This is a genomic window from Pseudomonas sputi (genome assembly GCF_021603585.1).
GTDB classification, from domain to species: Bacteria; Pseudomonadota; Gammaproteobacteria; order Pseudomonadales; family Pseudomonadaceae; genus Aquipseudomonas; species Aquipseudomonas sputi.
Genome location: NZ_BQHI01000005.1, coordinates 319260 through 331755 on the forward strand (window position 1 = coordinate 319260; position 12496 = coordinate 331755).

The 12496-nt window shown below is 60.1% G+C and carries 9 protein-coding genes; 3 read left to right on the top strand and 6 right to left on the bottom strand.

Features of this window, described 5'->3' with window-relative positions:
* Window positions 1-14 precede the first annotated feature (14 nt).
* From L6D81_RS10190 to rpsU, 4 genes are all read right to left on the bottom strand, one after another.
* Complete coding sequence (locus L6D81_RS10190; RefSeq protein ID WP_236178946.1) at window positions 15-3761, bottom strand: bifunctional diguanylate cyclase/phosphodiesterase; 3747 nt, start codon at window positions 3759-3761, stop codon at window positions 15-17.
* Window positions 3762-3887: 126 nt separating this feature from the next.
* Window positions 3888-5735: an RNA polymerase sigma factor RpoD gene (gene rpoD, locus L6D81_RS10195; RefSeq protein ID WP_236178947.1), complete on the bottom strand. Its 1848-nt coding sequence runs from the start codon at window positions 5733-5735 to the stop codon at window positions 3888-3890.
* A 67-nt stretch (window positions 5736-5802) separates the two neighbouring features.
* Window positions 5803-7770 (bottom strand): DNA primase, encoded by a 1968-nt coding sequence (gene dnaG, locus L6D81_RS10200; protein ID WP_236178948.1) that lies wholly within the window; start codon window positions 7768-7770, stop codon window positions 5803-5805.
* 480 nt (window positions 7771-8250) lie between these two features.
* Entirely contained in the window at window positions 8251-8466 is a 216-nt protein-coding gene (gene rpsU / locus L6D81_RS10205; RefSeq protein WP_002551877.1) for a 30S ribosomal protein S21, read from the bottom strand.
* Between the two features lie 199 nt (window positions 8467-8665).
* Between rpsU and tsaD the strand changes: the two genes are divergently transcribed.
* A complete protein-coding gene (gene tsaD, locus L6D81_RS10210) occupies window positions 8666-9691 on the top strand; it encodes a tRNA (adenosine(37)-N6)-threonylcarbamoyltransferase complex transferase subunit TsaD (protein WP_039768071.1) in 1026 nt (341 codons plus the stop codon).
* Window positions 9692-9714: 23 nt separating this feature from the next.
* Here the strand turns inward: tsaD and plsY are convergent, their stop codons facing one another.
* A complete protein-coding gene (plsY, locus tag L6D81_RS10215) occupies window positions 9715-10284 on the bottom strand; it encodes a glycerol-3-phosphate 1-O-acyltransferase PlsY (protein ID WP_007959895.1) in 570 nt (189 codons plus the stop codon).
* A 74-nt stretch (window positions 10285-10358) separates the two neighbouring features.
* On the opposite strand from plsY, the gene folB reads away from it, so the two are divergent.
* On the top strand, window positions 10359-10715 hold the full coding sequence (gene folB, locus L6D81_RS10220) for a dihydroneopterin aldolase (protein WP_236178949.1): 357 nt from the start codon (window positions 10359-10361) through the stop codon (window positions 10713-10715).
* Window positions 10706-11224 (top strand): 2-amino-4-hydroxy-6-hydroxymethyldihydropteridine diphosphokinase, encoded by a 519-nt coding sequence (folK, locus tag L6D81_RS10225; protein WP_236178950.1) that lies wholly within the window; start codon window positions 10706-10708, stop codon window positions 11222-11224. The genes folB and folK overlap by 10 nt, the downstream gene beginning before the upstream one ends.
* Before the next feature lie 39 nt (window positions 11225-11263).
* Here the strand turns inward: folK and L6D81_RS10230 are convergent, their stop codons facing one another.
* Window positions 11264-12493, bottom strand: a complete 1230-nt coding sequence (locus L6D81_RS10230; protein WP_236178951.1) for a multifunctional CCA addition/repair protein — start codon at window positions 12491-12493, stop codon at window positions 11264-11266.
* Window positions 12494-12496 lie beyond the last annotated feature (3 nt).

The following is a 12496-nucleotide window of genomic DNA, read 5'->3' on the forward strand; positions in this document are numbered from 1 at the left end:
CAGTAGGCCGCGGATTATAGCGACGGTTTCTCGGCTGTGCTATCCGAAAAATCCGATACGGCTATGCGAAGAAACGTCGCGGCGAATTCCTCCGGCGGTAGCGGCAGGCTGACGATGTAGCCCTGGATCTGTTCGCAGCCCTCGGCGGCGAGGAATTGTTGCTGGGCCTGGGTTTCCACGCCTTCGGCAATCACGGTGAATTGCATGCTGCGGCCCAGGGCGATGATGGCGCGGACAATCGCAGCGTCGTGCGGGTCGTCGGGCAGGCCGCGGACGAAAGACTGGTCGATCTTGAGGATGTCCAGCGGCAGGCGCTTGAGGTAACTCAGTGAGGAATAGCCGGTGCCGAAGTCGTCGATGGCCAGTTGCACGCCGAGGTGTTTGAGCTGATGCAGCACAGCCAGCGCCTCTTCCGCCTGGCTCATGATGAAGTTTTCGGTAATTTCCAGTTGCAGTAATTCCGGTCGCAGACGGTTCTCCTTGAGCAGTTGCTCGATGCGTCCCAGCAGGTTCGGTTGGCGCAGTTGCGCGCCGGCGAGGTTCACCGACAGCGGGCCGAGGGATTCGTAGATCTGGCCCCACTCGAACATCTGCCGGCAGGCGGTTTCAAGCACCCAGTCGCCGATTTGCAGAATCATCCCGTTCTCTTCCGCCAGCGGAATGAAATGCTCGGGCGGCACTTCGCCGAAATTCGGGTGGCGCCAGCGAATCAGGGCTTCGGCGCCGACCAGGCTGTGATCGTCGAGACTGATTTTCGGTTGGTAATAGAGGTACAACTCCTCGCGCTCGATGGCCCGGCGAAGTTCGTGCTCCAGCGCCACCCGCTCGCTGGCCTGCGCGGTGAGATCGCGGGTGTAGCTTTCGACCCGGTTGCGGCCCTTGGCCTTGGAGCGGTACATCGCTGCGTCTGCGTTCTTGATCAGGGTCGCGACATCACAACCGTCGCGCGGGTAAAGGCTGGTGCCGATGCTGGCGCTGATGAAGAACTCATGCTCGCCGGCCTGGAATGGCGCTCCAAAGCAATTCAGCAGTTTGGTGGCGATGTTGTCAGCATCGCCGGGTTGCTGCAGGCCGGGCAGCAAAATGATGAATTCGTCGCCCCCCAGCCGCGCCACGGTGTCGATATCGCGCAGTTGCTCCTTGAGACGCACGGCGATGCCCTTGAGCAGCAGATCGCCAACCGGGTGACCGAGGCTGTCGTTGATGTGCTTGAAGCGGTCGAGGTCTAGGAACAGCACCGCGCCCTGACCGCCGTTTTCCCGCTGGCTGTTGAGTGCCGTCAGCAGGCGACTTTCGAACAGCGTACGGTTCGGCAGGCCGGTGAGCGGGTCGTGATGCGCCTGGTAGTCGAGTTTGGCCTGGGCGTGCTTGAGGCTGGAGATATCGGCGAACACCGCTACGAAGTGGGTGATGAAGTTGTCGCGGTTGCGCACGGCGCTGATGGTCAGCCAGCTGGGGTACAACTCGCCGTTCTTGCGCCGGTTGGAGATTTCGCCCTGCCAGTGACCTTCGTCCGTCAGTTGATGCCACATCGCCGCGTAAAATGCGCTGTCGTGCAGTCCGGAGGCCAGCAGGCGCGGGGTGTGACCGAGCGCTTCGCTTTCGCTGTAACCGGTGATTTCGGTGAACGCCCGGTTCACAGCGCTGATGTGTTGCTGGGTGTCGGTGATCAACACGCCTTCAGCAGTACTTTCGAACACTGTCGCTGCCTGTTGCAGTTTTTCCTGCATCAGGTGGCGTTCGGTGATGTCCCGGGCGATGGTCAGCATGCAGTCTTCGTCGCCGATCGGCAGCGGACGGCTGGACACCTCGCAGAGGCGGATCTGCCCGTCGCTGCGGCGGATATGGCAGCTGAAGTCACGAACGAACCCGTCGCGGTGCAGCAGGTCGAGCATTTGCTTGCGTTCGTTGAGGTTGACCCAGATGCCCAGATCCAGCGCCGAGCGATCCACCGACATGGCGCTGTTGAATCCGGTGATGCGACTGAAACCTTCGTTGACCTCCAGCAGCAAGCCGTCGCTTTGTCGCGACAGCAGCAGGCCGTCCGGCGAGGCGTGGAAGGCCTTGGCGAACTTTTCTTCGGAGGTTTGCAGTTGCTGCTGGGTTTCCTTGAGTTGGGTAATGTCGCGCACCACCACGACCAGCGCCGGAGTGGTGTCGAGCTCGAAAGGTTCAGCGGAAATCAGCCCGGTGAACACCTGGCCGTTGTTGCGGCGAAAGGGCATCTCCAGGTTGCGAATGCTGCCGGCTTGCAGGCGTTGAAGCAGGCCCGGGCCGACTCCGGGAATGCCCCAGATGTTGAGTTCGGTGGCGGTCTGGCCGATGACTTCTTCAGCCTTGAGCCCGATCTGCTCCTCAAAGGCTTCGTTCACTTCCAGCAGGCAGCCGTCGGATAAGCGTGCGATGACCAGAATATCGGGGCATTGCTGGAATACCGAAGCGAATTTCTGTTCCGACAGGCGCAACGCCTCTTCGGTGCGCTTGGTTTCGCTGATGTCGATCATCAGGCCGCGCATCACGGGTTCGTGGCCGTGTTCGATCAGGCTGACGATGTCGCGTACCCACAAGCAACGCCCATCAGCGGTGATTACCCGGTAATCGAGGCTGTGATCGCGTCCGGCCAGCACCTCGTGATCGCAAAAGCTTTGGGCTCGAGTCAGGTCGGCCGGGTGAATGATGTTGCGCCAGAAGCCCGGAATCAGCCAATGAGACAGCGGATAGCCGAGCAGGTCTTCGGCATGGGGCGAAACATAGCTGTAGGTGAAGTCGCTGATCCGCGCTTCCCAGGCGATGGCCGAGAGACTCTCCACCAGCCCCCGATAGTGGTATTCGCTGCTGCGCAGTTCCTGTTCGAGGTTGATACGTCGGGCGATTTCCGAGCTCAGTCGACGGTTGATGCGGATCACCACCGCCAGCACGATGACCAGAAGCGAAAGGCCCGGTAAACCGTAAACCAGCAGATCCGACCAGAATGTCCGGTGATCGAGGACGTTGCCCACCCAATGTTCCTGGATGCTGCTGATTTCCTCCGGGGACATGTCGGCCAGCACCTTGTCCAGAATCCCCACCAGCATCTTGTTGTCCCGGGGGACGGCCATTGCCAGCTGGTAGCGGTAAGGGGTTTCCCCGCTCACGTACAAGCCATCCAGTTTAAGTTGGCGCAGGCTCCAGACGCTGGAGGCCAGATCGCCGACCACAGCGTCCACTTCATCGGTGGCCAGGGCCTGCAACGCCGAGCTGACATTGGGCATCGCCACCAGATTCAGGTCGGGATGGTGGGTGCGCAGCAGTTCATGGGGGGCATAGTTTTCGACCACGGCGATTTTCAGGCCGTAAAGCTCCTCGAGCTCGCGCGGTTGCGGGCCGCCAACGTGGGCGAGAATGACGATCGGAAAGTCGAGATAGGGCCGGGTGAACGACAGGTAACGCTGACGCTCCGGGGTGGACATGATGCCCGGCAGCAGGTCGATGGTGCCGTTTTTCGCCTGTTCGAGCACGACCGTCCAGCTCACCGGCTCGATGGGGGTGAGCTTGATCGCCAGGCGCTGGCGAATCACATCGATATAGTCCGCTGCCAGGCCCTGATAGCGACTCTGGTCGTCGCGAAATTCGAAGGGCGGCCACGATGCATCGACACCCAGGCGCAAATCCGGGTGAGCCGCCAGCCAGCTACGTTCTTCATCGGTCAGAGTCAGCGCGTCAGCCGTTGCGGTCCAGATCATCAGTGACAGCAAAAAAAGCACGGACGCCAGTCTGGGCATAACGGTCTCGTTATGGCTCGGGGGAATGTTTCGAGTGTAGACGGGCTGTGCGCGGGGGGAGGGTGGTGCGAGGTATTTAATCTGCCATATAAACAAAACCCCCGGCCTGGGCCGGGGGTTCTGGTGTCACTCGTCGAGGAAGGAGCGCAAATGCTCGCTTCGGGTCGGGTGGCGCAGCTTGCGCAGCGCCTTGGCTTCGATCTGACGGATCCGCTCACGGGTCACGTCAAACTGTTTGCCGACTTCTTCGAGCGTATGGTCGGTGTTCATGTCGATACCGAAACGCATGCGCAGTACCTTGGCTTCACGGGCAGTAAGGCCGGACAGCACTTCGCGGGTCGCTTCTTTCAGGCTCTCAACAGTGGCGACATCGATTGGCGACTGCATGGTCGAGTCTTCGATGAAGTCACCCAGATGGGAGTCTTCGTCATCACCGATCGGGGTTTCCATGGAGATCGGCTCTTTGGCGATCTTCAATACCTTGCGGATCTTGTCCTCAGGCATCTCCATGCGCTCACCCAGCTCTTCCGGAGTCGGTTCGCGACCCATTTCCTGCAGCATCTGGCGGGAAATGCGGTTGAGCTTGTTGATCGTCTCGATCATGTGCACCGGAATACGGATGGTGCGGGCCTGGTCGGCGATCGAGCGAGTGATCGCCTGACGGATCCACCAGGTGGCATAGGTCGAGAACTTGTAGCCACGACGGTATTCGAACTTGTCCACCGCTTTCATCAGACCGATGTTGCCTTCCTGGATCAGATCGAGGAATTGCAGGCCACGGTTGGTGTACTTCTTGGCGATGGAGATCACCAGACGCAAGTTCGCTTCAACCATCTCTTTCTTCGCGCGGCGGGCTTTTGCCTCACCGATCGACATGCGACGGTTGATGTCCTTGATCTCGGCGATGGTCAAACCGGTCTCGGTTTCCAGCGCGGTCAGCTTCTGCTGGCAACGAATGATGTCCGGTTGCACGCGGGCAATGGCTTCGGCGTACTTGCTTTTGCCTTTGGCCAGGGCGTCGGACCAGCTTTCGTCGACTTCATTGCCCGGGAACTGGCGCAGGAAATCGGCGCGTGGCATACGTGCATCACGTACACACAGCTGCATGATCGCGCGCTCTTGCTGACGCAGACGATCCAGGGCGCTGCGAACACGCTCGACCAGGGCTTCGAATTGCTTCGGCACCAGTTTGATCGGCATGAACAGCTCGGCCAGGGCCAACAGTTCGGCAACCGCCGCCTTGTTGTGGCGACCGTGCTTTTTCAGGGCCTTGCGGGTGATTTCCATCTGGTCGGCGACAGCACCGAAGCGCTGGGCTGCAATGACCGGATCCGGACCGCTTTCGGCTTCTTCTTCGTCATCGGAAGCTTCGGCCTCGTCATCGTCGTCGGACTCTTCCGCCTTCGCCGCTTTTGCGTCGATCGGTGGCGGCACTTCGGCGGCAGGCGGCGCAATGCCGTCGTCCGGATCGATGTAACCGCTCAGAACATCAGACAGGCGTCCACCTTCGGTGGTGACGCGGGTGTATTCGGCGAGAATATGGTCAACCGTGCCAGGGAAGTGCGCGATCGCGCTCATCACTTCACGGATGCCTTCTTCGATACGTTTGGCGATTTCGATTTCGCCTTCACGAGTCAGAAGCTCGACCGTACCCATTTCACGCATGTACATGCGCACCGGATCAGTGGTACGACCGATATCGGTCTCCACCGCCGCCAACGCAGCGGCTGCTTCTTCCGCGGCGGACTCATCGGTATCGGCTTCGGCCAACAAAAGGGCATCCGCATCCGGAGCGCTCTCGTGTACCTGGATCCCCATGTCGTTGATCATGCGGATGATGTCTTCCACCTGCTCCGGATCTGAAATATCCTCGGGCAGGTGGTCGTTGACCTCTGCGTAAGTCAGGTAGCCCTGCTCACGACCCAGTTTGATCAACTCAATAATACGAGACTGCTGTTGCGCTTTTCCGGACATAACACCCTATCCACTGAAGGTCTTGGCGGGCAAAAAACAAGCCGAGGATTATACCTGAGCTATGACCTCACGCGCCAGTTGAGGTCGGGTTTGATGCGGAAACATTGCGACTTAAAAGGTCGCGCAGTTGATTTTTCTCTTCGGTGCTCAGTTCGCTTTGACGCGCTTTCCTGAGCAGTTGTTCCAGATTTCGCTCGCGTTGGCGGGCTGACAAGCTAGTAATGGTGTCGAAAAACTGTTGTTCAAGGTTGTCTCCGTCAATCAGCCATTCCTTTTCCGCCAGCGCCTTGAGCAGTCGGCCCTGTTCGGTTCCGTGCCATCGCGCGATCAACTGAAACGAGTTTAGCTTGGGATTCTTCTGTACGGCTTCGAGCAGTGCTACCAGCAGTTGTGCGTTGGTCTGGTTCTCGTCCGCGAAGTGCCCGGCGTCCTCGACTTTTTCCGCCAGTTGCGGGTGATGCAGCAAGGTCCTCAGGGCGGCCAGTGTCGGTGGTTCGACGGCGGCCGGCACGCGCGGGGCACGTGGCTGATCGCGATCGCCGCTACGCTTGCCATTCTTGTCCCACGGTTTCTTGTCCCATTTCTTGCCGCCAGTGCCGGGTTTCTTCGGCGTCCATTCCTGCTGCGGCACATACATGTCTTGTGCCTGCGGCTGATGGTAGTCGCTGTAGTCCGGCATGGCGTCGTAATCGAAGCCCGGATCGTAGGCAGGTGGTGCTTCCGCAGGCGCGCTCTGGGCCAGCTGGCTGACGCTCTCGCTGCTCAGGCCGGTGATTTCGGTCAGGCGCTGACGCATCAGGATGCGCAGGTTGGCACCGGGAACCTTGTCGATCAGCGGCGCAGCGAGCGTGGCCATATGGGCCTTGCCCTCAAGCGAGCGCGGGTCGGCCTCTTCGGTCAGTTGCTGGAAGAAGTAATCCGCCAGCGGTTGAGCGTGCTGATTGATCCGGGCGCGGAAGGCGTCAGTGCCCTCGGCGCGAATCAGCGTATCCGGGTCTTCGCCTTCGGGTAGAAACAGAAAGCGTGCACGGCGCCCGTCCTGCAGGCTGGAAAGTGTAGCTTCCAGTGCACGCCAGGCAGCATTGCGGCCGGCCTGGTCACCGTCGAAGCAAAACAGAACGTTCGGTACTACACGAAACAGACGCTTGAGGTGTTCTTCGCTGGTGGCGGTGCCCAGTGTCGCGACGGCATTGCGCAGGCCTTGCTGGGCCAGAGCGATGACGTCCATGTAGCCTTCGACGACGATGATTTCGTCGAGGTTGCGATTATTCTTGCGTGCTTCGTACAGGCCGTAGAGTTCCTGGCCTTTATGGAAGACTGGAGTCTCCGGGGAGTTCAGGTATTTCGGCTTGTCGTCGCCGAGAACCCGGCCACCGAAAGCGATGATCCGTCCGCGAGTGTCGCGGATCGGGAACATCACGCGATCGCGGAAACGGTCATAGCGTTTGCCGGTTTCGGCGTTCTCGATCAGCAGGCCGGCGTCGATCATGGCTTTCTGCTGCAAGGTGTCGCTGCTCAAATGCTTGAGCAGGTTGTCCCAGCCCGGCGGTGCGAATCCGAGGCCGAAGTCCCGGGCGATTTCGCCGGTCAGGCCGCGGCCCTTGAGATAGTCCACGGCGGCCTTGCGTGCCGGGTGGCTCTTGAGGGCCTGCCGATAAAAGTCGGCAGCAGCGGTGAGCAGTGGATAAAGCGGCGAGTCGGTCGGCTGGCGCGGTTTGTTCGAGCGACCGCCTTCTTCGCGCGGTACTTCCATGCCGGCGGCTTTGGCGAGGTCTTCGACGGCCTGGGGGAAGTCCAGGTTGTCGTGATCCATGAGAAAGCCGAGGGCATTGCCGCCGGCGCCACAGCCGAAACAGTAATAAAACTGTTTGTCGGGGCTGACGCTGAACGACGGAGTTTTCTCTTTATGGAACGGGCAGCAGGCGGTGTAGTTTTTGCCGGCCTTCTTCAATTGCACGCGCGAGCTGACCACGTCGACGATGTCGGTGCGGTTCAGAAGGTCGTCAATGAAGCTCTGGGGAATCAGCCCGGCCATGGCGTTCTCGTCTGCACTGTAATGGATCCGATGCGAAAGACGGCCGGACGCGGGTCAATGAGTGATGCGCGCACGTTGGGCGGCTCGACCGGTGTCGTTTGCGTAATCGCTGTCGGGAAGTGTATCTGCCGAAAATCCACTGACGTTAGTAATCATCAGTCTTTGACTATTCGAAAATGTTGCGCTGAATCCGCTGACGGCTGGTAATCAGTCTCGGATAGCTCATGAAGCGGGCACGCAAGCAGGTGCCTTGGGCTGATCGTCGTAAGAGGAATCAGTGGGTGTGCTCGTCAGTAGCCTTGAAAGGCTCGTCAGAAAAGACGTGCACCGCTGGCAAAAGAGCCAGGCCTGACGCGGTGAAGCGGGTTTGTCTCGGTCGCATCTGCGGCTTCGACGGTGAAGCATCAAGCGTTTTACGCAAATGCCATTAGCCCGGCTGAGGGCCGGGCTTGGCAGAAGCTTGCTACGATCGTCTGTGTATTAGTACAGACGAACGGCGCGGCGCTGTTCGCGCTGAACTTTCTTGGCGTGACGCTTAACAGCAGCAGCTGCCTTGCGCTTACGCTCAGAAGTTGGCTTCTCGTAAAATTCGCGGCTACGAACTTCAGCCAGTACACCGGCTTTTTCGCAGGAGCGCTTGAAACGACGCAGAGCTACGTCGAAGGGTTCGTTCTCTTTAACTTTGACGGCTGGCATCCAGAGCTACCTTCATTCATTACCGGGGTCAACATCCTCGCGGCAAAAGAGCACTTGAAGACGTCGGTTTTTAAGGGTTGCGGATGTTAACCCCTCATCGCTCGGAATGCAAAGCCTCTGATCGAAAACCGCTGGTCGGGGCATCACGCGGCGACTATGATGCGCGCCTTCGAATTCAGCCTAAACAAGGCGCAAACCCATGCTAGTACTGGGATTAGAAACTTCCTGCGACGAAACCGGCGTCGCATTGTACGACAGCGAGCGCGGCCTGTTGGCCGACGCGCTGTTCAGTCAGATCGACCTGCATCGCGTCTATGGCGGCGTCGTGCCGGAGCTGGCCTCGCGCGATCACGTCAAACGCATGCTGCCCCTGATTCGTCAGGTGTTGGCCGAGGCTGACTGCGTACCGACCGAGATCGACGCCATCGCCTACACCGCGGGTCCCGGCCTGGTCGGGGCGCTGCTGGTGGGGGCTTCCTGCGCTCAGGCGCTGGCGTTTGCCTGGGGCATTCCGGCGCTCGGCGTGCACCATATGGAAGGCCACCTGCTGGCGCCGATGCTGGAGCCAAAACCGCCAGAGTTCCCGTTCGTCGCTTTGTTGGTGTCCGGTGGTCATACGCAGCTGGTTCAGGTCGATGGCATCGGCCAATACAGCCTGCTCGGCGAGACGCTGGACGATGCGGCGGGCGAAGCTTTCGACAAGACCGCAAAAATGATGGGCCTGAATTATCCGGGCGGACCGGAAATCGCCAAGCTGGCAGAGAAGGGCGTCGCAGGACGCTTCACCTTCCCGCGTCCGATGTGTGATCGCCCGGGCCTGGATTTCAGCTTCAGCGGCCTGAAGACCTTCGCCCTCAACACCTGGCAGCAATGCGTCAGTGCCGGGGACGACAGCGAGCAAGCCCGTTGCGACATCGCGCTGGCGTTCCAGCAGGCCGTGGTGGAGACTTTGACCATCAAGTGCAAGCGTGCCCTGAAACAGGCCGGAATGAAGCGTCTGGTGATCGCCGGCGGCGTCAGTGCCAACAAGGCGTTGCGTGTTTCGCTGGAGAAAATGCTCGGCGACATGAAAGGCGATGTGTTCTACGCCCGTCCCGAGTTTTGCACCGATAACGGCGCGATGATTGCGTTTGCCGGCTGCCAGCGTTTGCAGGCCGGTCAGCAGGAAAGCCTGGCGATCAGCGTGCAGGCGCGTTGGCCGATGGAGCAACTGTCGGCGCTTTGATAAGTGGCGCTCACGTGCGGTATTTAAAAATGCCGTTCGCGCCCGGCGAACAGGTCGCGTAGATTGCCCCGGTGGCGCCAGACGATCAGCAGTGTCAGCGTGCTCATCGGCAGCAGCGCCGCCGGTTCCTGCCAGGCCAGCAACGGCAGGGTCAGCGGAGTGGCGATTAACGCCGCCAGCGAGCTGGTGCGGGTCAGGTAGAACGTCAGCAGCCAGGCGCACACGGCCAGCAGCGCGGCGGGTGGATACAGACCCAGCAACATGCCGGCTGCCGTGGCGACGCCCTTGCCGCCGCGAAAGCGGAAGTACAACGGGAACAGGTGACCGATCACGGCGCAGACGCCGATCCACGCCTGATCCTGCAGTGAAAGGCCCATTGCCGAAGCGATCAGCACCGGCAGCAGGCCTTTGCACAGATCACCCAGCAGGGTCAGGATCGCGAGTTTGCGACCGGCCAGGCGCAGCATGTTGGTGGCGCCGGCATTACCCGAGCCACTCATTCGCGGATCCGGATTTCCGGTCAGGCGGCTGAGCAAAATGGCGAAGGACAGAGAGCCGAGCAGGTAGGCGAGGATCGCCAGTAACCAAAACATGCTAACTATTCCGGGCGAGGACGCCCTGATTCTAACGGCGCATTGCGCCCTTGTCGTGCAGCGGAGAGAAGTGCTTGGACAGAGTGTTTATCGAAGGCCTGGAAGTCGACACCGTAGTCGGTGCCTACGACTGGGAGCGCGGCATCCGACAGTGCCTGCGTCTTGATTTGAGCTTCGCCTGGGACAATCGCCCGGCCGCTGCCGGTGACGACCTGACCCTGGCGCTCGATTACGCCAGTGTGTCCACGCGGATCCAGGCCTTTGCCGAGCAATCGCAGTATCAACTGGTCGAGACCTTCGCAGAGCGTCTGGTGGAAGTGCTGATGGGCGAATTCAAGATCACTTGGGTGCGTCTGAAGCTGACCAAGCCAGGTGCCGTGCCGGCCGCCAAGGGTGGTGTGGGTGTGGAGATCGAGCGCGGATGTCGCTGACCCAGGTCTATCTCGGGCTCGGTAGCAATATCGAGCGCGAAACCCATTTGCAGGCGGGTCTGGATGCCTTGTCCACGTTTCTGGTGGATATCCGCTGTTCGCCTGTGTTCGAAAGCCAGCCGGTGGGAATCAAGAGCGGGCCGTTCTTCAACTTCGTGGTGTCGGCGTTCACCGATCTGCCGTTGATCGAACTGGATCGCCGCTTGAAATTCATTGAAGCGGACAACGGTCGTTATGCGCCGGATCGCAAGGGCTTGCCGCTGGATATCGACGTGTTGCTGTACGGCGATCTGGCGGGCAACTTCGACGGGCTGATCCTGCCTCGGGCTGAAATCCTGAAAAATGCCTTTGTGTTGTGGCCGCTGTCGCTGATTGCGCCGGATCGGGTGCATCCTGGTGTGGGAAAAAGCTTTGCGACATTGTGGGCCGAGGCGCAGATCGATCAGGTGCTCGCCCCGGTCGGATTTGAGTGGCGCGGTACTCAGCTCACGCCTTCAGATCTGTTTTGAACGGCTTGATCCGCCCTCGGGAGGGCGGATCAAAAGTTTTCAAGACGCCGCCGATTCCTTGTATGCCTTCAGCGCCTTGAGCCGTTCGCGCTTGAGTGCCTCACCCAGTTCCGGGCCTTTGAATCCCTTCTCCAGCAACGGCTGCACCGCCACGCCGCGCGCGACATTCGCCGCGCCGCGCAGGTAATCGGCCTGTGGATAACTGCGCTGCTCAAGCCCTTTGCGGCCTCGGGCATCCATCTCGCACGCGACGATAAACTCTTCGAAACGCTGTGGTCGACGGTAAACGTCAAAGCTTTGCAGCAACTCAAGCAAAGTCGACGCTTTCAACTCCAGGGCGCGATGCCCGTGGGTGTGATATTGGCCGACCAGCAAGGCCAGTTCCTGACAGTCTTTCGGTGCCTTGAAGCGTTCGTTGACCGCTTTGATCAACTTCAGGCCCTTGTGCTCATGGGCAATGTGGCGTGGCCATTCCTCCTCCGGCGTCAGGCCTTTGCCGAGGTCGTGGAGCAGGCAAGCCCAGCGAACGGTCAGGGGCTGCTTGTACAGGGCTGACTGCTCAAGCACGCTCAGCGTATGAATGCCGCTGTCGATTTCCGGATGGTGGGCTTGCGGTTGCGGCACGCCGAACAACGCATCGACCTCCGGCATCAGCACTTTCAAGGCCCCGCAATCACGCAGTACCTGAATGAATACCTGGGGCTGATCTTCCATCAGTGCGCGGGAAATCTCTTTCCAGCTGCGTTCGGCCGTAAGGGCTTCCAGTTCGCCCGATTCACTGAGCTGACGCATCAGCGCCAGGGTCTCGGACGCCACCTTGAAACCAAGCTCCGCGTAGCGGGCGGCAAAGCGCGCAACACGCAGAACCCTGAGCGGATCTTCGGCAAATGCGGGGGAAACGTGGCGCAGAATCCGCTCTTCGAGATCGCGCCGACCATGATAGGGATCGGTCAGGTTTTGCTGATCGTCCTCGGCCATGGCGTTGATCGTAAGGTCACGGCGGATCAGGTCTTCTTCAAGCGTGACTTCGGGACTGGCGTGAAAGGTAAAACCACCATAACCGCGACCGCTCTTGCGTTCGGTACGAGCCAGGGCGTACTCCTCACCGCTTTTCGGGTGAAGAAAAACCGGGAAATCCGCGCCGACCGGGCGAAATCCCCTGGCGAGCATTTCTTCTGTCGTCGCACCGACCACCACCCAATCGATATCGGTGACCGGTTTGCCCAGCAGGCGATCACGAACTGCACCGCCGACCTTGTAAATCTGCATAAA

Coding starts and splice junctions, on each gene's coding strand:
- folK (WP_236178950.1), top strand. CDS start 10,706: ATGTCGCTGACCCAGGTCTATCTCGGGCTCGGTAGCAATATCGAGCGC.
- dnaG (WP_236178948.1), bottom strand. CDS start 7,770: ATGGCCGGGCTGATTCCCCAGAGCTTCATTGACGACCTTCTGAACCGC.
- tsaD (WP_039768071.1), top strand. CDS start 8,666: ATGCTAGTACTGGGATTAGAAACTTCCTGCGACGAAACCGGCGTCGCA.
- L6D81_RS10190 (WP_236178946.1), bottom strand. CDS start 3,761: ATGCCCAGACTGGCGTCCGTGCTTTTTTTGCTGTCACTGATGATCTGG.
- L6D81_RS10230 (WP_236178951.1), bottom strand. CDS start 12,493: ATGCAGATTTACAAGGTCGGCGGTGCAGTTCGTGATCGCCTGCTGGGC.
- rpoD (WP_236178947.1), bottom strand. CDS start 5,735: ATGTCCGGAAAAGCGCAACAGCAGTCTCGTATTATTGAGTTGATCAAA.
- plsY (WP_007959895.1), bottom strand. CDS start 10,284: ATGTTTTGGTTACTGGCGATCCTCGCCTACCTGCTCGGCTCTCTGTCC.
- rpsU (WP_002551877.1), bottom strand. CDS start 8,466: ATGCCAGCCGTCAAAGTTAAAGAGAACGAACCCTTCGACGTAGCTCTG.